Annotated in this window: 21 protein-coding genes; 14 read left to right on the top strand and 7 right to left on the bottom strand. The window is 70.7% G+C overall.

Annotated elements, in window-relative coordinates:
• Positions 1-84: 84 nt before the first annotated feature.
• Together OHA55_RS13545 and OHA55_RS13550 are read right to left on the bottom strand one after the other, a co-directional pair.
• Positions 85-279, bottom strand: coding sequence for a DUF397 domain-containing protein (locus OHA55_RS13545; protein ID WP_266710635.1), 195 nt, complete (start codon positions 277-279; stop codon positions 85-87).
• A gap of 13 nt (positions 280-292) precedes the next feature.
• On the bottom strand, positions 293-1,144 hold the full coding sequence (locus OHA55_RS13550) for a helix-turn-helix transcriptional regulator (RefSeq protein WP_266706124.1): 852 nt from the start codon (positions 1,142-1,144) through the stop codon (positions 293-295).
• A gap of 241 nt (positions 1,145-1,385) precedes the next feature.
• Here OHA55_RS13550 and OHA55_RS13555 point away from each other — a divergent pair, with 241 nt between their 5' ends.
• Positions 1,386-1,862, top strand: a complete 477-nt coding sequence (locus OHA55_RS13555; RefSeq protein WP_266706126.1) for an ATP-binding protein — start codon at positions 1,386-1,388, stop codon at positions 1,860-1,862.
• A gap of 60 nt (positions 1,863-1,922) precedes the next feature.
• Here OHA55_RS13555 and OHA55_RS13560 read toward each other — a convergent pair whose 3' ends face one another.
• Positions 1,923-2,144 (bottom strand): hypothetical protein, encoded by a 222-nt coding sequence (locus OHA55_RS13560; RefSeq protein WP_266706128.1) that lies wholly within the window; start codon positions 2,142-2,144, stop codon positions 1,923-1,925.
• Positions 2,145-2,246: 102 nt separating this feature from the next.
• On the bottom strand, positions 2,247-2,645 hold the full coding sequence (locus tag OHA55_RS13565) for a hypothetical protein (protein WP_266706130.1): 399 nt from the start codon (positions 2,643-2,645) through the stop codon (positions 2,247-2,249).
• A gap of 136 nt (positions 2,646-2,781) precedes the next feature.
• Here OHA55_RS13565 and OHA55_RS13570 point away from each other — a divergent pair, with 136 nt between their 5' ends.
• Positions 2,782-4,143: a CoA transferase gene (locus OHA55_RS13570; protein ID WP_266706132.1), complete on the top strand. Its 1,362-nt coding sequence runs from the start codon at positions 2,782-2,784 to the stop codon at positions 4,141-4,143.
• Between the two features lie 112 nt (positions 4,144-4,255).
• On the opposite strand, the gene OHA55_RS13575 is transcribed toward OHA55_RS13570, so the two are convergent.
• On the bottom strand, positions 4,256-6,079 hold the full coding sequence (locus OHA55_RS13575) for a bifunctional UDP-sugar hydrolase/5'-nucleotidase (RefSeq protein ID WP_266706134.1): 1,824 nt from the start codon (positions 6,077-6,079) through the stop codon (positions 4,256-4,258).
• Between the two features lie 283 nt (positions 6,080-6,362).
• Here OHA55_RS13575 and mshD point away from each other — a divergent pair, with 283 nt between their 5' ends.
• The 11 genes from mshD to pstB all read left to right on the top strand — a co-directional run bounded on the left by mshD (position 6,363) and on the right by pstB (position 18,430).
• Positions 6,363-7,286, top strand: a complete 924-nt coding sequence (gene mshD / locus OHA55_RS13580; RefSeq protein WP_266706136.1) for a mycothiol synthase — start codon at positions 6,363-6,365, stop codon at positions 7,284-7,286.
• A 154-nt stretch (positions 7,287-7,440) separates the two neighbouring features.
• Positions 7,441-7,854, top strand: coding sequence for a GntR family transcriptional regulator (locus OHA55_RS13585; RefSeq protein ID WP_266706138.1), 414 nt, complete (start codon positions 7,441-7,443; stop codon positions 7,852-7,854).
• Positions 7,851-8,768 carry an ABC transporter ATP-binding protein gene (locus OHA55_RS13590; protein ID WP_266706140.1) on the top strand — a complete coding sequence of 306 codons (918 nt, stop codon included), beginning with the start codon at positions 7,851-7,853 and terminating at the stop codon, positions 8,766-8,768. The genes OHA55_RS13585 and OHA55_RS13590 overlap by 4 nt, the downstream gene beginning before the upstream one ends.
• On the top strand, positions 8,765-9,781 hold the full coding sequence (locus OHA55_RS13595; protein WP_266706142.1) for an ABC transporter permease subunit: 1,017 nt from the start codon (positions 8,765-8,767) through the stop codon (positions 9,779-9,781). Before OHA55_RS13590 ends, OHA55_RS13595 begins: the two co-directional genes overlap by 4 nt.
• Positions 9,782-10,166: 385 nt before the next feature.
• Positions 10,167-12,437: an RNA degradosome polyphosphate kinase gene (locus tag OHA55_RS13600; protein ID WP_266706144.1), complete on the top strand. Its 2,271-nt coding sequence runs from the start codon at positions 10,167-10,169 to the stop codon at positions 12,435-12,437.
• The gene (locus OHA55_RS13605) at positions 12,424-13,437 is read left to right on the top strand and encodes a CHAD domain-containing protein (protein ID WP_266706146.1); all 1,014 of its coding nucleotides are present in this window, start codon (positions 12,424-12,426) and stop codon (positions 13,435-13,437) included. The genes OHA55_RS13600 and OHA55_RS13605 overlap by 14 nt, the downstream gene beginning before the upstream one ends.
• Positions 13,434-13,850: an NUDIX hydrolase gene (locus tag OHA55_RS13610; protein WP_266706148.1), complete on the top strand. Its 417-nt coding sequence runs from the start codon at positions 13,434-13,436 to the stop codon at positions 13,848-13,850. The genes OHA55_RS13605 and OHA55_RS13610 overlap by 4 nt, the downstream gene beginning before the upstream one ends.
• A gap of 342 nt (positions 13,851-14,192) precedes the next feature.
• Entirely contained in the window at positions 14,193-15,338 is a 1,146-nt protein-coding gene (pstS, locus tag OHA55_RS13615; RefSeq protein ID WP_266706150.1) for a phosphate ABC transporter substrate-binding protein PstS, read from the top strand.
• Positions 15,339-15,561: 223 nt separating this feature from the next.
• Positions 15,562-16,557 (top strand): phosphate ABC transporter permease subunit PstC, encoded by a 996-nt coding sequence (gene pstC, locus OHA55_RS13620; protein WP_266706152.1) that lies wholly within the window; start codon positions 15,562-15,564, stop codon positions 16,555-16,557.
• Positions 16,554-17,624, top strand: a complete 1,071-nt coding sequence (gene pstA, locus OHA55_RS13625; RefSeq protein ID WP_266706154.1) for a phosphate ABC transporter permease PstA — start codon at positions 16,554-16,556, stop codon at positions 17,622-17,624. Before pstC ends, pstA begins: the two co-directional genes overlap by 4 nt.
• Positions 17,625-17,653: 29 nt before the next feature.
• Positions 17,654-18,430, top strand: a complete 777-nt coding sequence (gene pstB, locus OHA55_RS13630) for a phosphate ABC transporter ATP-binding protein PstB (protein ID WP_266706156.1) — start codon at positions 17,654-17,656, stop codon at positions 18,428-18,430.
• Between the two features lie 201 nt (positions 18,431-18,631).
• Here the strand turns inward: pstB and OHA55_RS13635 are convergent, their stop codons facing one another.
• Positions 18,632-19,630, bottom strand: a complete 999-nt coding sequence (locus tag OHA55_RS13635) for an inorganic phosphate transporter (RefSeq protein ID WP_266706157.1) — start codon at positions 19,628-19,630, stop codon at positions 18,632-18,634.
• 5 nt (positions 19,631-19,635) lie between these two features.
• Complete coding sequence (locus OHA55_RS13640; RefSeq protein ID WP_266706158.1) at positions 19,636-20,256, bottom strand: DUF47 domain-containing protein; 621 nt, start codon at positions 20,254-20,256, stop codon at positions 19,636-19,638.
• 291 nt (positions 20,257-20,547) lie between these two features.
• On the opposite strand from OHA55_RS13640, the gene OHA55_RS13645 reads away from it, so the two are divergent.
• A complete protein-coding gene (locus tag OHA55_RS13645; RefSeq protein WP_266706160.1) occupies positions 20,548-20,922 on the top strand; it encodes a metal-sensitive transcriptional regulator in 375 nt (124 codons plus the stop codon).
• The last annotated feature ends 131 nt before the right edge of the window (positions 20,923-21,053 follow it).

Consider the following 21,053-nt stretch of genomic DNA (forward strand, 5'->3'; position numbering starts at 1 on the left):
GGTTGACTCACCCCCGGACGTGGCGGCAACGAAAAGGGCGGCTTCCACCTACTTGGGTAGAAACCGCCCCTGATCTGCGGATACTCAGGTCAAGTCGTCGAACTCTCCATCCTTCACGCCCCCGAGGAACGCGCGAAGCTTGGCGGGCGTCGTCCGGACCACGACTTCCGGACTGTCACTCTCTCGCAGCCAGATCTCGCCCTGCACCCGGGCGAGTTCAAGGCAATCGGCACCCTCCGCGTTCGAGGATTTGGAGGATTTGCGCCATCGAATTTCCATCACACTCACGCCTTCACACTTGATCTGCGATCTTGCGAATGAAGTCCCTCGAACTCTCCGGATCGAGCGCCTTCTCCTCGGTCCGATCGAGTGCAACTCGCCAGTTCTCGAGGTTCGCCTCAGCGTCGTCAAAGCCCGATCCCATCACCGTGTCCGTCTGGACCGTATCGAGCTGCCGGACTGACCCGTGAACGTAGTATGCCGAACTGCTGGCATGCGGAAAGCCGCCCGCCGCGAAGGGGATGGCGCGGACGATGACGTTGTCGCGATCCGACGCCTTCAGCAGGTAGTCGATCTGCCCGCGTGCCACGGACGAGCCGCCGTAAGTCATCCGCAGAGCAGCCTCGTGAACGAGAAACGTACACATGGGCGGGTCGTCCCGGTCGAGGACATCCCGACGCCGAAGTCGGAACGACACCTGCCGCCGCTGTCGCGCCGGGCTCGGCGCCGGCACTGTCTCCGCAAACACCGCGCGCGCATAGTCCTCGGTCTGCAGCAGACCGGGCATATACATGATCTGGACCGACCGGATAGCCACCGCATGGTGCTCAAGCTCGGCAAGGTCAAGGGCCGCAGCCGCCATGTTGCTCCGGTAGTCCTCCCACCATCCGTGTGTGCGCTCGGCCGCCATGCCTGCCAGCGCCTCGATGTACGCAGGATCCGGGCAGCGGTAGGTGCCGACCCAGGTCCGCACACGCTCGGCACTCACCCCGAAACGGCCGGACTCGACGTTGCTGATGGTGGTTCGATCCGTACCCAGCAGTTCCGCCGCTGCGGTGAGCGACATCCCGGTGCGCTCCCGAATGCGCCGCAGCTCCGTACCCAGCCGTCGCTGCCGGGACGTGGGCGCCTTCCTTGATGGCATCGGTTCCCCTTCTGTTGGATCCCAGTCTGGACCGTCAACGCGACAGGACCCAACACGTCAACACAGTTACGTTTCACCGTACAACGCGTTAGACATGCGCTACGGTTCGATCGCTGACACGCCAAGCGTTCATTTCCGAAGTGCAGCCGCATCACAATGGGTTGAAATCCCAGGCGGCCCAGGCCACGGCTCAGCAGCGCCGCGTAGACGCAGTCCACCGATCCGCGACGGGAGTACGCACATGACCACCGCCACCCCGATCCCCGCACCGCCCGACCCGCTCGGCGGAGAGCGTTACCGGCTCACACTGCCGAACACCGCCTCGGCAGCACGTATCGCGAGGGAGTTCGTCGCGTCGCTGCTGGGGCGGGAGCAGCGCGGCGAACTCGTGGACGACGCGAGGCTCTGCGTCACGGAGTTGGTCACCAACGCGTACCGGCACACCAGTTCGTCACTGGTTCGAGTGCATGTGGCGGTGAACCGGAAGCGGGTCACCATCTCCGTCGCGGACTACGACCCACTCACCGTCCAGGCCCTCGCCGCCCGGCACCCCGGACTCGACCAACCCGGCGGACGCGGCCTGTTGATCGTGGAGAGCCTGGCCCTGGCCTGGGGCACCACGTCGCTGGACGACCGGTTGCCCGGCCACAAGGCGGTGTGGTTCACCCTCGGGCGGTCCGAGCGGGCGCGCGTACCGGAACCGGCCGCGCCGGCGTGATTCCCGGGCGCTCGAAGGCGTAACGAGGACCGGCGGACGGGCCCGTGCCACTGCCCGCGTTCAGTCGCCCGGGCCGCCGCTTCCGGAGCGCCCCTTCGTGGCGTTGAGCAACCCCACCAGGCCGCCCACGGCGGGGCCGACGCACCCCGCGACCACGAACGGCACGGGAACATCCAGATCCGCTCCCAGGCACACGGCGAGCAACCCACCCACCGCCACCATCTGGGCGACCACGTAGACCGTCACCTTGCGCCGCACACTCCACGCGCGTGCACCTGCCATACCTGACGTACCTGCCCGCACCGCAGCCCCCTCCGCCGCCGACCGCAGCCGTGCTCGGCACCGTACTCCCGCCCAGGACGGCGCGGGCACCGGCCCGGGGCGTCACATCCCCGGCCCGTCACCCGGGTTCGCCGGATGCTCGGGCGTCCACCACTCCAGGAGCCCTCCGATCCCGAGCCCGAGGGCGGTCACCGCGACGAGGACGGGGGCCCAGGGCCGGTGCGTACACCGCCGGGTCAGCGCCCAGGCCAGAGCGGGCACGAGCGCACCGCCGAGCACGATGAGCGGGAGGTCGACGTAGAGCACGCTCATGTCGCGCGCATGGCCCTCCAGCCCGCCGTCGACGCTGATGGCCGCCTTCGGCGCCCACGCGAGCGGCGCGACCGCGGCGCCGAGGCCGGCGAGCAGACAGCCGAGGCCCCCCGTGCCCCGCGGCTCGGCGGGTTCGCGGGTGTCCGGCTCGCGGGTGTCCGCCGGTTGCTCCTCGTGTTCCATGTGCATCAAGGACGCGAACCGTGTGACCTGCGGTTCCTGCGGCGTCGCGTCGGGCGTGAGCCGACACCCCCGCCCAGCGGCCTCGACCGGTGATCGCTTTCCGCCCCTTGGAATCGCCTGCCGCCTCTCACACAATGATCCGATGACGCACACCGAGGACGCCGCGACCACATACGCCTGGACCGCCCTGGGAGGCCGGAGCGATCTGCTGGAAGGGGTGTCCTACGTCGGGGCCGGTGCCGTCCTGCCGTCCCGGCTGCCGGTACGGGAGCTCGCCCGCGCCAGTGTGGGAGCCGCCTCGCTCGCGGCGGCGGAACTCCTCGCGCTCCGCAACGGGGTTCCGGTCCCGGCGGTACGGGTGGACGAGGGCGCGGTGGCCACCGCGTTCATCAGCGAACGCCACCTCACGGTCGACGGCGAGACGCCCACCTCCTTCGCCCCGTTGTCCCGGTTCTGGCCGACGGCCGACGGATGGATACGCACCCACGCCAACTACCCGCACCACCGCACCCGTCTGCTCCACGCACTCGGTCTCCCGGACAGCGGGAACGACGAGAACCTCGTGGAGCCGGTCGCGAAGGAACTGGCCTCGCGCACGGCGGTGGAGATCCAGGAGACCGTCTACGCGGCGGGCGGCCTCGCCGTGGCCGTGGCCTCCGAACCCGCCCCGGCCGGGCTGCCGTTGACCGAGTCGGCGCGCATCGGCGAGGCCGGCCCCCGGCCCCTGGCGCCCGCGTCCCTCCCGGCCGAGGGGGTACGGGTGCTGGACCTCACCCGCACCATCTCCGGCCCCGTCGCCACCCGCACCCTGGCCCTGCTCGGCGCCGACGTGCTGCGGGTGGACGCCCCCTGGCTCCGGGAGGACCCGGACGCGCACGCCGACACCGGTCCGGGCAAGCGCTCCACGCTGCTGGACCTCGCGGCCCCCGCCGACGCGCGGGCCTTCGAGGAGCTCCTCGCCGGGGCGGACGTCGTGGTCACCGGCTACCGTCCCGGCTCGCTGGACCGGCTCGGCCTCGGCCCCGACGCGCTCCTCGCCCGGCGCCCCGGCCTGATCGTCGCCCAGCTGTGCGCCTGGGGCTGGTCCGGTCCCTGGGCGGAGCGGCGCGGCTTCGACAGCCTGGTCCAGGCCGGTACGGGTATCGCCGCCATCGAGGCGGCGGACGACGGCCGGCCCGGCGTGCTCCCCGCACAGGCGCTGGACCACGCCACCGGCTACCTGCTCGCCGCCGCCGTCCTGCGCGCGCTGGGCGAGCGCCGGACCGAGGGCGGCGGACGCCATCTCCGCTTCTCCCTGGCGGGCACGGCGTCCTGGCTGCTGCACGGCATCGACGCCGTCCCCGCCGAAGGCCACGGCTACGACCCCGCCCCCTGGCTCACCGAGACCCCGTCCTCCTACGGACTGCTCTCCCACGCCCTGCCCCCGATCCACTACGAGGGCGCCCCGGGGAACTGGAAGCAGGCTCCGACCGCCTGGGGTTCCGACCTGCCGAAGTGGGCCTGACGGCGACCGGACCGGACCGACGAGCCGGGTCCGGGGGACCGGTACCGGTTCCGCACGACGAAGGGGCGGCGGGCCACCTCTCGGCCCACCGCCCCCTCACCGTCCGCGAGGACTACTGCACGATCGTGATGCGGTCCGTGGCCGGCGGGGCCAGCGGGGCGGTGGCCGAGGAGTGGGCCGCCAGATAGGCGTTGAACAGGTCCAGGTCGGAGGGGCCGACCAGCTTGTTGGCGCCGAGGGCGAGGGCCGGGAAGCCGTCGCCGCCGCCCGCGAGGAACTCGTTCATCGCGACGCGGTAGGTCTTCGCCGGGTCGATCGCCTCACCGTTCAGCTTGATGCTGTCCGCGGAGACGCGGGCGGCGCCGGTCTTCGTCAGGTCGAGGGTGTAGGTGAGGCCCTTCGAGACCTGGAGGATCTTCGGGCTGGCCTCATTGAGGCCGCTGACCTGCTGCTGGAGCGCGGCGATCAGGTTGGCGCCGGACAGGTCGACCACGTTCATCATGTTGGTGAACGGCTGCACGGTGAAGGACTCGCCGTACGTCACCACTCCGTCGCCCTCGCCGCCGGAGTTGGCGTAGACGAGGTCGGCGCGGATGCCGCCCGGGTTCATGAAGGCGACCTGCGCGCCTCCCTGGGCGGCGGGGGCCAGGCCTTCGAGCTGCGCGTCGGCGATCAGGTTGCCGAGCGGCTTCTCCAGGGCCGTGGAGCCGCGTCCGTTGACGTCGGCGGAGATGTAACCCTGCGGACGGCTCGCGATCGGGGCGGCCAGCGCGTTCCAGCGGGCGATGAGCGCGGTCATGTCCGAGGCCTTGGCCTGGTCACGGCTGACGACGTGGTTCGCCGACTTCACCGACGTACGCACGATGTCGTTGGTACGGCGGTCGTAGGTGAGGGTCGTGTCCGTGTAGAGCTTGCCGAAGGACGCGGCCGAGGTGACCATGCGCGGCTTGCCCGCCGGGTCGGGGACGGTGCAGACGTACGCGTTGTGGGTGTGGCCGGTGACCAGGGCGTCGACCTTCGGGGAGATGCCCTTGGCGATGTCCACGATCGGGCCGGAGATGCCCGCGCCGTCGCCCCCGCTGTCGCAGTCGTAGTTGTACGCGCCGGAGGCCGGGGCCCCGCCCTCGTGGATCAGCGCCACGATCGACTTGACGCCCTGGCGGTCCAGCTCCTTGGCGTACTTGTTGACCGTCTCGATCTCGTCGTGGAACTGGAGTCCCTTGACTCCGTTGGCCGTGACGATGTTCGGCGTGCCCTCCAGGGTCACCCCGATGAAGCCGATCTTGACGCCGTTCTTCTTCCACACGAAGTACGGCTTGAGCACCGGCTTGCCGGTCTTCTCACTGGTGACGTTGGCCGCGAGGTAGGGGAAGTCCGCGCCCTGGAACTTCTTGCCCTTCTCGTAGCAGCCGTCGGTCGGGTGGCAGCCGCCGTTCTGGAGGCGGGTCAGCTCGTCGATGCCCTCGTCGAACTCGTGGTTGCCGACCGCCGTGACGTCCAGGTCCAGGTTGTTGAGCGCCTCGATCGTGGGCTCGTCGTGGAAGAGCCCGGAGAGCAGCGGGCTCGCGCCCACCATGTCGCCGCCCGCCGCGGTGACGGAGTACGGGTGCCCCTGGCGCGCGGTGCGCAGCGAGGAGGCGAGGTACTCGACGCCACCGGCGCTCACCGACTTCGTGGTGCCGTCGGCCTGGACCTCGGAGACCGTGCCGGACGAGCCGCTCGGCGGCTCCAGGTTCCCGTGCAGGTCGTTGAAGGAGAGCAGCTGCACGTCGACCGTGCTGGGCTGCGGCCGGCCGTGGCCGGAGCCGTGGCCGTGGCTGTCACCGCGGCCGTGGGCGCCGGCCGGCAGCACGGCGAGCGCGCTCACCGTGGCCACCCCGGCCGCCAGGGCGAGCAGGCGCCGGGTGGCGCGGTTCTTCTTCGGAGTCGCTGACATCGGTCCCCTTGTGAGTGTTCAGCGTGAGGTACGTGGTGTTGACATGTCTGTGTCTTTCGTGCCGCAGCCTAAGGTCAACGCGCGTAGCGCGACAGGCTTTCGGAGTTACGAGCTGGTTGCTTTCCCGTCAGAACCCCGACAGACGGGCCACATCGCCCATCCCCGGCGCCGGGATGTGCCGGGAACGGGCCGCCGCCTCCCGCCCAGGGCCCACCGCGCGCCCGTACCGCCGCGACCCGGCCGTACCGCCGCCCGGCGGGCCGCCCGCCGTACGCTCGTCCGTATGACGACTGACGTACCCCTCCCCGCGCCCGGCCGCGAGATCCAGACGCTGGACGTGCTCGCACCCGTCCAGGCCGACGCCGTACTCGACCTGCTCGCCGAGGCCGCCCGGGCGGACGGCCGGCAGGCGGTCTCCGAACAGGGACGGCTCTACCTCCGGGGCGGCCACCGCACCGGCGTACGCCACCTGCTGCTGACCAGCGGAGGCGTGCTGGCCGGGTACGCGCAGCTGGAGGACACCGACCCCGTGGAAGCCCCGGCGGCCGAGCTCGTCGTCCTCCCCGAGCAGCGCGGCCACGGCCACGGGCGGGCGCTGGGCGCCGCCCTGCTCGCGGCCAGCGGCAAGCGGCTGCGGGTGTGGGCGCACGGCGGCGGCCCGGCCGCCCGCCACCTCTCGCAGGTGCTCGGGCTCAGCCTCTTCCGCGAGCTGCGCCAGCTCCGCCGCCCGCTGGCCCCGCTCGACATCCCGGAACCGGTGCTGCCGGAGGGCGTCACCGTACGCACCTTCGTCCCCGGCCAGGACGACTCCGCCTGGCTCGCCGTGAACAGCGCCGCGTTCGCCCACCACCCGGAGCAGGGCGCGCTCACCCAGCGGGACCTGGACGACCGCAAGGCCGAGCCCTGGTTCGACCCGAAGGGCTTCTTCCTGGCCGAGCGGGACGGCGAACTCGTCGGCTTCCACTGGACGAAGGTGCACGCCGAGGAGCACCTCGGCGAGGTGTACGTGGTCGGCATCCGGCCCGACGCGCAGGGCGGCGGGCTCGGCAAGGCGCTCACCGCCATCGGCCTGCGCCACCTGGCCGCCGAGGGCCTGCCCGCGGCGATGCTCTACGTGGACGCGGACAACGTGGCGGCCGTGACGGTGTACGAGCGGATGGGCTTCACCACGCACGAGGTGGACCTGATGTACCGCACGGAGTCCTGACCTCCGCGTTTTACCCGAGCGCCCCTCATGTCCGGTGCTCCGCACGTACCTTCATCACCTCGCACCTGAACATCCCTGGGGGCGGCGTCACTTGACGCCGCCCCTTTCTTGCTCCACCCTTTCACTACTCAACTAGTGAAAGGGTGTTGACCGCATGGCAGAGTCCGCAGCGGTCGAATTCCGCATCGACCGGCGCAGCGGCGTCGCCACCTACCTGCAGATCGTCCAGCAGACGAAACAGGCCCTGCGCCTGGGAGTTCTGCGGCCCGGCGACCGGCTGCCCACCGCGCGCGAGGTCGTCGAGGCCACCGCCATCAACCCGAACACGGTGCTCAAGGCCTACCGCGAGCTGGAGCGCGAGGGGCTGACCGAAGGCCGTCGCGGCCTCGGCACCTTCATCCGGCGCACCCTCGGCGGAGCGGCCCACGAGGACCCCGGCTCGCCGCTCCGCGGTGAACTCGCCGACTGGGTGGGCCGTGCGCGCGCGGCGGGTCTGGAACGGGACGACATGACCGCACTCTTCGGCACTCTTCTGGACAGCGCATTCGAGGGGGAAACGAAAGCATGACAGTCGCCGCGATCGAGGCCGACGGCCTCGGCACGACGTACCGGCGCGGGAAGGACACGTGGGCCCTGCGCCACTGCTCCTTCCGGCTGCCCGCCGGGCGGATAGCCGCCCTCGTCGGCCCCAACGGAGCCGGCAAGTCCACCCTGCTCGCCCTCGCCGCCGGGGTGCTCCGCCCCACCGAGGGCAGCCTGCGGGTGCTCGGCACCTCACCCGCCGAGGCGCGCGCCCGCATCGGGTTCGTGGCCCAGGAGAAGCCGCTCTACGGGCAGTTGACCGTGGCCGAGACGCTTCTGACGGGCGCCGACCTCAACCCCGGAAGCTGGGACACGGAGACCGCCGAGCGGTTCGCCGGGGACCTGCCGCGCCGGGCCCGGGTCCGTACCCTCTCCGGCGGCTCGCGCACCCGGCTCGCCCTCGCGCTCGCCCTCGGCAAGCGGCCCGAACTGCTGCTGCTGGACGAGCCGATGGCCGACCTCGACCCGCTCGTACGCCACCGGCTGATGGGCCTGCTGATGGCGGAGGCCGCCGACCACGGCACCACCATCGTCATGTCCTCGCACATCCTCAGCGAGCTGGAGGGCGCCTGCGACCACCTTCTCCTCGTCGACGGCGGCCGGGTCCGGCTCGCCGGGGACACCGAGGAGATCCTCGCCGCGCACGCCGTCCTCACCGGACAGGCCGCCGACCTCGCCCCGCACACCGTCGTCGAGACCCGCACCACGGGCCGCCAGCTCACCGCGCTGGTACGCCCCGAAGGCCCGGTGGACCGGGACGCCTGGCTGGTCACCGCGCCCTCCCTGGAGGACCTGCTGCTCGCCCACCTCCGGTCCCCCGACGCCCCGCCGCTGACCGTCGGCGGCTCCGGCCGCGACGGCGCGGACCACGAAGACGCCCGGACGGTGACCGCGTCATGACCACCCTCGCCCCGCCCCGCCCGGCCACCTGCGCGACCCGCACCACCGCCGGTCTGCGCGGCCCCGCCCGGCTCGTCGTCCGCCAGCACCGGCGCGCGTTCCAGCTGCTGATCCTCGTCACCCTGCTCACCGTCGCCGGGCTGGTGGCCGTCGCGCTGTGGGTCGGCCACGACGCCGACGTCTTCGCCCGCACCGGCTGCCTGGTGGGCGACGACTCCCCGACCCACGCCTGCGCGCAGTCCGTCCGCGAGTACTTCGACAGCCAGATGCGCCTCAGCAGGGCCCGGAGCGAGGCCGGACTGCTGGCGATCCTCCTGCCCGCCGTGTACGGCGCGTTCATGGCGGGCCCCGCGATCGGACGCGAGCTGGAGAACGGAACCCACCGTCTCGCCTGGACCCAGTCCGTATCGCCGGCCCGCTGGCTCACCGCGAAACTGGCCGTCCCCGCGACGGCGGTCGTGGCAGCGACCCTCGTACTGACGGCCGCCCGCGCCTGGGCCTCGGGACGGGCCGAGGAGTACACCGACGAGTGGTTCATGGACGGGCTGCGCTCCGCGAGCGGGGTGCTCCCCCTCGCGTACGCGCTCTTCGCCCTGGCCGTCGGCACCCTCGCCGGCCTGCTGCTCCGGAGCACCCTGCGGTCCATGGCCGTGGCCCTGGTGGTCCAGGGCCTCGCGGTCTACGGGTTCGACCAGGTGCGGGTCCACCTGTGGCCGGCCGTGACGGCCACCTACCACTCGTCCCGCATCGGCGACTTCCGCCCGGACTGGTGGATCGTCGACTCCGGCTACCTCACCAGCACCGGCGAGCGCCTGCCCTACATGACCTGTGCCGACACCACCGAGGCCGGAGACGCGTGCGAGAACGCGCTCGGCATCACCGGCCGCTACGTGGACTACCACCCCGAGTCCCACCACTGGCCGCTCCAGCTCGTCGAGACCGGCATCCTGCTCGCGGCCGCGGCCCTGGCCGTCTACGCCTCCTACCGGCTGCTGCGCCGCCTGCACGCCTGATCCGGGGTTCGCCCCGCACACCACCGCGCCGTGCGGACTCCACGAGGGGGGAGCCCGCACGGCGCGGTCGTACACCTTCCGCCCCGGCCCCGCACCCGCACCTGCCCCCCGCACCCGGACAACGCGGTCGATACAGCTCATCGGACCCCGCAGGGGGCGCGTACGGGCAGGTGAGCGCCCCCTCGGGCCACCACCCCGCGTCCACACCGCTTCCTGCATGTCATGTCACCGTTACCGTCCATTCAGACTCGCTTGCGACGCTCACGGAATGCAGCCAGCTGTACCCGCCCCCCGCAACGGAAAGCCCCAGAGCCCTCCCGGACCTTCCGCGATCTTTCCCCGCTCCGACGCGCCCACTGGGCCATTCAGCGGGAAGAATGGGTCCATGAGCCAGCAGCCCAGCGCCGACGTCCCGGTCCAGCCCGCCTCGTCGACCCCTCCGGCACAGCCGTCGGTCGGGTCGCTCGCCGCTCATCGCCCGCCGGCAGTGGCCAAAGCTTCGCTGGGCTCGTCGGGGTTCACCACCACCGCCGGCCTGGACCCCGATCTCGACGCCGACGCCGACTCCTACGAGCCGCGCCGCGACGGCGGCAGCCTGCCCCCGGACCGCTTCCTCGACCGGGAACGCAGCTGGCTCGCATTCAACGAACGCGTCCTCGAACTGGCGGAGGACCCGACGACCCCGCTCCTCGAACGGGCTAACTTCCTCGCCATCTTCGCGTCGAACCTGGACGAGTTCTTCATGGTCCGGGTCGCCGGACTCAAGCGCCGCATCGCGACGGGCGTCGCCACCCGCTCCGCGTCCGGGCTCCAGCCCCGCGAGGTCCTCGAACAGATCTGGACCCGCTCCCGCGAGCTCATGGCCCGGCACGCCGCCTGCTACCAGCAGGACATCGCCCCGGCCCTCTCCGACGAAGGCATCCAGCTGATCCGCTGGCCCGACCTGACGGAGAAGGAACAGGCCCGCCTCTTCACCTTCTTCCGCCAGCGCGTCTTCCCCGTCCTCACCCCGCTCGCGGTGGACCCGGCGCACCCCTTCCCGTACATCTCCGGCCTCTCGCTCAACCTCGCCGTCGTCGTACGCAACCCGGTCAGCGGCCACCGCCACTTCGCCCGGGTCAAGGTGCCGCCGCTGCTCACCCGCTTCCTGGAGGCGTCCCCGCAGCGGTACGTCCCCATCGAGGACATCATCGCCGCCCACCTCGAAGAGCTCTTCCCCGGCATGGAGGTGCTCGCCCACCACATGTTCCGGGTCACCCGGAACGAGGACCTGGAGGTCGAGGAGGACGACGCCGAGAACCTCCTCCAGGCCCTGGAGAAGGAGCTCATGCGGCGCCGCTTCGGCCCGCCGGTCCGCCTGGAGGTCGAGGAGTCCATCGACCCTTACGTCCTCGACCTGCTGGTCCGCGAGCTGAAGGTCACCGACGCCGAGGTCTACCCGCTCCCCGGCCCGCTCGACCTCACCGGACTCTTCGGCATAGCGTCGCTGGACCGCCAGGAGCTGAAGTACCCCAAGTTCATCGCCGGCACCCACCGCGACCTCGCCGAGGTCGAGTCCTCGTCCGCGCCGGACGTCTTCGCCGCGCTCCGCGAACGCGACGTGCTGCTCCACCACCCGTACGACTCCTTCTCCACCTCCGTCCAGGCCTTCCTGGAGCAGGCGGCGAGCGACCCGGACGTGCTGGCCATCAAGCAGACGCTCTACCGCACCTCCGGCGACTCCCCGATAGTGGACGCCCTGATCGACGCCGCCGAGTCCGGCAAGCAGGTCCTCGTCCTCGTCGAGATCAAGGCCCGCTTCGACGAACAGGCCAACATCAAGTGGGCCCGCAAGCTCGAAGAGGCCGGCTGCCACGTCGTCTACGGCCTCGTCGGGCTGAAGACCCACTGCAAGCTGTCGCTCGTCGTCCGTCAGGAGGGCGACACCCTGCGCCGCTACTCCCACGTCGGGACCGGCAACTACCACCCCAAGACGGCCCGGCTCTACGAGGACATCGGCCTGCTCACCGCCGACCCCCAGGTCGGCGCGGACCTCTCCGACCTCTTCAACCGGCTCTCCGGCTACTCCCGCCGCGAGACCTACCGCCGGCTGCTGGTCGCCCCCAAGTCGCTCCGCGACGGGCTCGTCGCCCGCATCAACAAGGAGATCGCCCACCACCGCGCCGGGCGCCCCTCCTACGTCCGCTTCAAGGTCAACTCCATGGTGGACGAGGCGATCATCGACGCCTGCTACCGGGCCTCGCAGGCGGGCGTCCCCGTCGACATCTGGGTACGCGGAATCTGCGCGATCCGCCCCGGCGTCGCCGGCCTCTCGGAGAACGTCCGGGTCCGCTCGATACTCGGCCGCTTCCTCGAACACTCCCGGCTCTTCTCCTTCGGCAACGGAGGCGAACCCGAGGTCTGGTTCGGCAGCGCCGACATGATGCACCGCAACCTCGACCGCCGGATCGAAGCACTGGTCCGGGTCACCGACCCCGCTCACCGCGCCGCACTCAGCCGGCTCCTGGAGACCGGCATGGCCGACACCACCTCGTCCTGGCACCTGGGTCCCGACGGCGAATGGACCCGCCACTCCACGGACGCGGACGGCCAGCCCCTGCGGCACGTACAGGAAATGCTCATCGACGCACGGAGGCGCAGGCGTGCGACGCCCTGACCAGCAGACGCCCGGTACCGCCACGGCACTGACCACCGAGGCGGTACTGGCGCCCTACCTCCGCGCCCAGGCGGCCGACTTCCTTCGGAGTCTGCGCCTGCACCGCGAGCAGAGCGCCCCCACGGACTCCGCCGGCCGGGGCGCCGAGGAGGCCGCCACCGCGCTGCGCCGCTCGGCCCGCCGCATCAGCGGGACCCTGCACACCTTCAAGGGGCTGCTCGACCCCGGCTGGGCCGACCAGCTCCGCGCCGAGCTGGCCTGGCTCTCCGGCACCCTCGCCCGCGAGCACGACTGCTCCACCCGGCTGCTGCGGCTCCTCGAAGCGCTCCACCGCCTGTCCGGCGCCCACCTCCCGGCCGCCCGCGACGGCAAGGCCGGCGGCGCCACCGGTGGCTCCGGCACCGGTACGGACCGGGCAACGCTCGACGTCGGCGCCGCCCGCGCCGGAGCCCTGCTGGAACGCCAGCTCACCCTGGCCCGCACCCGCGCCCACTCCGCGGCCCTCCAGGCGCTCGGCTCCTCCCGCTTCCACGCGGTCGCCGACTCCGTCGCGCTGCTCGCCTCGGAGGTGCCGCTGACCACCGGAGCCGGCGCCCCCGCCGCCGAAACCCTCCTCGGACCCGCCGGCCACGCCCGCCAACGGCTGCTCGGCGCCGTCGCCGCCCTGCCCCCCGGCGACACGGCGGACGTCTACAACGAGGCGCACGACGCGCACTGGCAGCAGATCCGGCTGCTGCTCCGCCTGCACCGGTACGCCCACGAAGTCGTGGAAGGCTCACCCGACCCGGTCCTCGCCGGTCCGGAACGCGCCCTCGACCTGCACCGTGAGGCATCCGAGGCCGCCTCGGCCGCCTCGGCGGCGGCCCGCACCCCGCGCATCGCCCCGGCGACCGCGTACGCCCTCGGCGTGCTCCACGCCGACCAGCGCCACGAGGTCGACGCCGCCCGCTGCGTGTTCCGCGAGACCTGGCCGTACGCGGCGGCCGTGGCTGCCCCATGAGCGCGCCGGTCCCGGTGCTCGCCGCCGGCTGTGTGCTCTGGCGCCGCTCTCCGTACGACGGCGCCCTGGAGGTCTGCCTCGTCCACCGGCCGCGGTACGACGACTGGTCGCACCCCAAGGGGAAGCTGAAGCGCGGCGAGAGCGCACGGGACGCCGCGGTGCGCGAGGTGCTGGAGGAGACCGGCCACCACTGCGAGCCCGGCACCGCCCTGCCGACGCTGCGGTACGAGGCGAACGGGCACCCCAAGGAGGTCCTCTACTGGGAGGCCCCCGCCACCGGCGGAGCCTTCGTACCCAACGACGAGGTGGACCGGGTCGCCTGGCTGCCGCCCGCCGCCGCCCGCGCCCGGCTGACCCGCCCCGCCGACCGGATACCGCTCGACGCGATGCTCGCCGCCCGGACGGGCGCCTGACTTCCGGACACCACCGGCCGGGTTCCGCCTGTGACACCCCGTACGCGCGTCCACGCGTACGGGGTGTCACACGTGCACCGCCGCGTCACCGGCCGCAGGCGCCGGGCGCCCGACCGGGGCCGGGTGAGGCCGGGGCGCATCCAGAAGCACCCCTCGGACCCACAACCCCGCACCGTCCCGCACGGTTCACCTTCCGTTCACTCGCCCCCGTAGGCCGCTTCACCTGTTCTGCCTAATTTCGGACGTACCCGGTGCGAGGCGCTCAGCCAACACACCACTCCTCATCGCACGCCGTCGTAGAACGTATCGACCACGGCGGCTCCTGGAAGGAAACACCCGAAAGTGAAGCTTCAGCGCAAGAACCGGCTTCGTGCCACCGCCCTCGGTGCCCTCGCCGTCTCCGGCGCCCTGGTCCTCACGGCGTGCGGTTCGGACGACAACACCAGCAGCGACGCGACGAGCGGTGGCACCAGCCAGTCCGCGTCCGCCGCCGCCTCCGACATCTCCTGCGACGGCGCGACGGGCCAGCTGCTCGCCTCCGGTTCCAGCGCGCAGAAGAACGCCGTGGACCTCTGGGTCAAGAACTACATGGCCGCCTGTTCCGGCGTCGAGGTCAACTACAAGTCCTCCTCCTCCGGTGAGGGCATCATCGCCTTCAACCAGGGCACCGTCGGCTTCGCCGGCTCCGACTCCGCGCTGAAGCCGGAAGAGGTCGCCGACTCGAAGAAGATCTGCAAGACCGGCCAGGGCATCAACCTCCCGATGGTCGGCGGCCCGATCGCGATCGGCTTCCACCTCGAAGGCGTCGACTCCCTGACGCTGGACGCCCCCACCCTCGCGAAGATCTTCGACACGAAGATCAAGAAGTGGAACGACGAGGCCATCGCCAAGCTCAACCCGGGCGTCAAGCTGCCGGACAAGGCGATCCAGCCCTTCCACCGCTCCGAGGACTCCGGCACCACCCAGAACCTCGGCAAGTACCTCGCCGCCACCGCGGGTGACAACTGGAAGTACGAGCCCGAGAAGAAGTGGCCGGCCCCCGGTGGCCAGGCCGCGACCGGCTCGGCCGGCGTCGCCGCCCAGGTGAAGCAGGTCGACGGCGCGATCGGTTACTTCGAGCTCTCCTACGCCTCCTCGCAGTCGATCTCCACCGTCGACATCAACACCGGTGCCGCCGCCCCGGTCAAGGCCTCCCCGGAGAACGCCTCCGCCGCCATCGCCGCCGCCAAGATCAAGGGCACCGGCAAGGACCTGGCGCTCGACCTCGACTACACCACCAAGGCCGAGGGTGCCTACCCGATCGTCCTGGTCACCTACGAGGTCGTCTGCGACACCGGCAACAAGGCCGAGACCCTTCCGACGGTCAAGTCCTTCCTGACCTACACCGCCTCCGACGCGGGCCAGAAGGTCCTCACCGAGGCCGGCTACGCGCCGATCCCGACCGAGATCAACGCGAAGGTCCGCGAGACCATCGCCGCCCTCTCCTAGTCACACCGCAACACCCCGCGACACCCCGCAACATCTTCGCCTCCGGCGGAACCCCGTGCGGCCCGGCCCTCACCCGGACCGGGGGCCGCACGGACCCGAACCACCGGCGACCGGCCGGACCCCAGCCCCGAAAGGGACTCAGCCACCGGCCGGCCGCCGCGCTTTCCCATCCGGTGCACCGCCGCCAGGGGAGCCCAGCTCCCTCACACAGACCGGAAAGACCATGGCTTCCACCACACCGATAGACATCCCACCGGCACCGCCGGCCCGCCAGAGCCGCCCCGCCAAGACCAGCGGGCGCGCCGGCGACAAGATCTTCCTGGGCCTCTCGCGGGGTTCGGGCATCCTGCTGCTCGTGATCATGGCGTCCATCGCCGTGTTCCTCACCTACCGCGCCGTACTCGCCGTCTCGAAGGACGAGGGCAACTTCCTCACCACCTTCGACTGGAACCCGGCGGGCGACCCGCCGGTCTTCGGCATCGCGGTCCTGCTCTTCGGCACCGTCGTCAGCTCGATCGTCGCGATGGTCATCGCGGTCCCGGTCGCCGTCGGCATCGCCCTCTTCATCTCGCACTACGCGCCGCGCAAGCTGGCAGCCCCCCTCTCGTACGTGGTCGACCTGCTCGCCGCGGTCCCCTCGATCGTCTACGGCATCTGGGGCGCCCTCGTCCTGGTCCCGCACCTGGAGGGCCTCAACCTCTGGCTCGACCAGTTCTTCGGCTGGACGTACATCTTCGAGAAGACCGAGGTAGGCGTCGCCCGCTCGCTCTTCACCGTCGGCATCCTGCTCGCGATCATGATCCTGCCGATCGTGACCAGCGTCAGCCGCGAGGTCTTCCTCCAGGTCCCCCGGATGAACGAGGAAGCCGCCCTGGCGCTGGGCGCCACCCGCTGGGAGGTCATCCGCCTCTCGGTGCTGCCCTTCGGCCGCTCCGGCGTCATCTCCGCCTCGATGCTCGGCCTGGGGCGCGCCCTCGGCGAGACGATGGCCGTCGCCACGGTCCTCTCGCCCAGCTTCCTCATCTCGTTCCACCTGCTCAACCCGGGCGGCGGCACCTTCGCCCAGAACATCGCCGCGAAGTTCGACGAGGCCACCCAGCTCGGGCGTGACGCCCTGATCGCCTCCGGTCTCGTGCTCTTCGTGCTCACCCTGCTGGTCAACGGCGCGGCCCGGCTCATCATCGCCCGCCGCAAGGAGTACTCGGGGGCCAACGCATGAGCCACGCACCGACCGGCGTCCAGGACCGCCGGACCCCGTCCCCAGGCGCCCTCAGCAGCCGCGCCCTCCCGCGCTGGGCCCCCCTCGGATTCGCCGTCGCCGCGATCGTCCTCGGAGTCGGCATCGGCGCCGCGGCCGGCCTGGACAGCAAGATCCAGTGGGGCCTGATCGCCGCCCTGCTCTTCCTGGCGCTCTCCTACGTGACCACCACCGTGGTCGAGAACCAGCGCCAGGCGAAGGACCGCCTCGCGACCAGCGTCGTCTGGGTCTGCTTCATCCTCGCGATCGTCCCGCTCGCCTCCCTCGTCTGGACGACGGTGAGCCGCGGCGCGAAGGTCCTCGACGGCTACTTCCTCACCCACTCGATGGCCGGCGTGCTCTCCACCGAGCCCGGCGGCGGCGTCTACCACGCGCTGATCGGCACCCTGGAGCAGGTCGGCATCGCCACCGTCATCTCCGCGCCGATCGGCCTGCTGACCGCCGTCTACCTCGTCGAGTACGGCAGGGGCGCCCTCGCCAAGGCCGTCACCTTCTTCGTCGACGTGATGACCGGCATCCCCTCCATCGTCGCCGGCCTCTTCATCCTCTCGATCATGCTCATTGCCGACCTGGGGCCCTCCGGTCTCATGGGCTCGCTCGCCCTGTCGATCCTGATGATCCCGGTCGTGGTCCGCTCCACCGAGGAGATGCTCAAGCTCGTCCCGAACGAGCTGCGCGAGGCGTCGTTCGCCCTCGGCATCCCGAAGTGGCGCACCATCCTGAAGGTGGTCCTGCCGACCGCGATCGGCGGCATCGCCACGGGTGTCATGCTCGCCATCGCCCGCGTCGCCGGTGAGACCGCGCCGATCATCCTGCTCGTCTTCGGCAGCCAGCTGATCAACACCAATCCCTTCAGCGACCCGCAGTCCTCGCTCCCGTACTACATCTGGGAGCAGTACAAGGTCGGTTCCGAGGCGTCGTACGACCGCGCCTGGGGTGCGGCACTGGTGCTGATCGCCTTCGTCATGATCCTCAATCTGGTGGCCCGCGGCATCGCCCGCTGGAAGGCCCCGAAGACCAGCCGCTGACCGCGGCCACGAAAGAAGCAGTGATTCAGATGGCGAAGCGCATCGACGTCAGCGGCCTCACCGCCTACTACGGCACCCACAAGGCCATCGAGGACATCTCGATGACCGTCGAACCCCGCTCCGTGACGGCCTTCATCGGCCCCTCCGGCTGCGGAAAGTCCACCTTCCTGCGCACCCTGAACCGGATGCACGAGGTCACCCCCGGTGGCCGCGTCGAAGGCAAGGTCCTCCTCGACGACGAGAACCTGTACGGATCGAGCGTCGACCCGGTCACCGTGCGCCGCACGGTCGGCATGGTCTTCCAGCGCCCCAACCCCTTCCCGACCATGTCGATCTTCGACAACGTGGCGGCGGGCCTGAAGCTGAACGGCAAGTACCGCAAGAACGAGCTGAACGACGTCGTCGAGAAGTCCCTCCAGGGCGCCAACCTCTGGAACGAGGTCAAGGACCGCCTGAACAAGCCGGGCTCCGGCCTCTCCGGCGGTCAGCAGCAGCGGCTCTGCATCGCCCGCGCCATCGCGGTCGAGCCCGAGGTCCTGCTGATGGACGAGCCCTGCTCCGCGCTCGACCCGATCTCGACCCTCGCGGTCGAGGACCTGATCGGCGAGTTGAAGGAACGCTTCACGATCGTCATCGTGACGCACAACATGCAGCAGGCGGCGCGCGTCTCCGACCGCACGGCCTTCTTCAACCTCGCCGGTGTCGGCAAGCCGGGCCGTCTCATCGAGATAGACGAGACGGAGCGGATCTTCGCCAACCCGTCGGTCCAGGCCACCGAGGACTACATCTCGGGCCGCTTCGGCTGATCGCCCGTCCCACCGTCCCCGCCGCCCGGACACTCTCCGGGCGGCGGGCACCGAACTGCCTCGCGGTGCTGCATGGCGGTGCCACCGCAAGGCGAAAGGGACCGCCCCCGTTCTCACTCGAGAGAACGGGGGCGGCCCCACATCCGGACACCGTCCGGTTCACGCGCTCGGAACGCTTCGGCGTTCGGGCCCTTCCGGGCCTCAGCCGAACAGCAGGTACACGATGCCGTAGCTTCCCGCGGCGACGAGCCCCGCCGCGGGCATGGTGATGAACCAGCCCAGGATGATGTTCTTGGCGACACCCCAGCGGACCGCGTTGACCCGCTTGGTCGCACCGACACCCATGATCGCGGAGGTGATGACGTGGGTGGTGGAGATCGGGGCGTGGAAGAGGAACGACGAACCGAACATGATCGACGCGCCGGTCATCTCGGCCGCGAAGCCCTGCGGCGGGTCCAGCTCGATGATCTTCCGGCCGAGCGTCCGCATGATGCGCCAGCCGCCCGCGTACGTACCGAGCGAGAGCATCAGCGCACAGACGATCTTGACCCAGACCGGGATCTCGTCGTTCGGACCCTCGACATCCGCGATGACCAGGGCCATCACGACGATACCCATCGTCTTCTGGGCGTCCTGGAGACCGTGACCGAGCGCCATGGCTGCGGCCGAGACCGTCTGCGCGATCCGGAAACCGCGCTTGGCCTTGTGCGGATTGGACTTCCGGAACATCCACATGATCGCGACCATGAAGAGATAGCCGACGACCAGGCCGATGACCGGGGAGAGGAACATCGGGATGACGATCTTCTCCAGCACCCCGTCCCAGTGCACCAGCGTCCCGCCGGCCAGCGCCGCGCCGACCATGCCGCCGAACAGGGCGTGCGAGGAGGAGGACGGCAGGCCGAAGTACCAGGTGACGAGGTTCCAGACGACCGCGCCGACCAGCGCCGCGAAGAGGATGCCCATCCCCTTCGAGCCCTCGGGGGTGGCGATGAGTCCCTCGCTGACCGTCTTGGCGACGCCCTGTCCCAGGAACGCGCCGGCCAGGTTCATCACCGCGGCCATCGCCAGAGCCGCCCGCGGGGTCAGCGCCCGCGTGGAGACCGAGGTGGCGATGGCGTTCGCGGAGTCGTGGAAGCCGTTCGTATAGGTGAAGCCGAGCGCGACGCCAATGGTCACGATCAGCGCAAAGGTGTCCACTGGAGTCAGGACTCCTTGACCGCGATGGTCTCCACCGTGTTGGCGACGTGTTCGAACGCGTCGGCCGCCTCTTCCAGCACGTCGACGATCTGCTTCAGCTTCAGCACCTCGATGGCGTCGTACTTGCCGTTGAAGAGGTGGGCGAGCAGCTTGCGGTGGATCTGGTCCGCCTGGTTCTCCAGCCGGTTGACCTCGATCCAGTACTCGGTGAGGTTGTCCATGGTCCGCAGCCCCGGCATGGCCTCGGCGGTCAGCTCCGCCGCCCTGGCCAGCACCTCGATCTGCTGCTCGACACCCTTCGGAAGCTCCTCGACCTGGTACAGAACCACCAGGTCGACGGCCTCCTCCATGAAGTCCATGATGTCGTCGAGCGACGACGCGAGGTTGTAGATGTCCTCACGGTCGAACGGCGTGATGAAGGAGGAGTTCAGCTGGTGGAAGATCGCGTGGGTGGCATCGTCCCCCGCGTGCTCCGCCGCCCGCATGCGCTCCGCGATCTCGGCTCGGGAGGAAGAATCCGCTCCGAGCAGTTCCATAAGGAGTTTCGAGCCCGTGACGATGTTGTCCGCTGATGCGGAGAACATGTCGTAGAAGCTCGTCTCCCTGGGGGTCAGACGAAAGCGCACGTGGGGTCCTCGGGATGCTTTGGATTCGGTCAGGCTGATGCTAGGCGCATCATCCGGCCACGGCTAACCGGCATTCTTCAGTGTCGCCCATCGATCAGCGTGATCAGCACGGCCCCCGGGTCACGTTTCGGCTCGATTCGTTACCATATACCCACCCGGGGTATACAGCGGGGGAAGAGCCCTGGCGGTATCCGGCGACGGGCGGCCGCGGCCGGCCGCGCCCACCGGAACACCCACCGGCAGGCCCGCCACGGCTGCCGGCACGGCGGGTACAAAACAACGGGAGGACCCATGACCACCACCGAGGCCAACGCGCAGCGCGGCCCCACTCCCCCGGACCCCGCCGGCCGGCCGGCCGGGATCGCCACCGACCACGACCGGGGCATCCACGGCTACCACCACCAGAAGGACGAGCACCTCAAGCGGCTGCGCCGGATCGAGGGCCAGATCCGCGGCCTCCAGCGCATGGTGGACGAGGACACCTACTGCATCGACATACTCACCCAGGTCTCGGCGTCCACCAAGGCGCTGCAGTCCTTCGCGCTCCAGCTGCTGGAGGAGCACCTCCGCCACTGCGTCGCCGACGCCGCCGTCAAGGGCGGGGACGAGATCGACGCGAAGGTCGACGAGGCCACCAAGGCCATCGCCCGCCTGCTTCGCACCTGATGCCGTTCCGGGCGGGCGGACACCGTCCGCCGTGACACGTTCCACAGGGTCCCGGTCGGCCCGGTGCGGGTCGGCCCGGTGTCCGGCCGGGTGTTCGTCCCGGTGTCCGGCCCGGTCCGTCGCGGTCGGTG

The organism is Streptomyces sp. NBC_00102 (assembly GCF_026343115.1).
Taxonomy (GTDB): domain Bacteria; phylum Actinomycetota; class Actinomycetes; order Streptomycetales; family Streptomycetaceae; genus Streptomyces.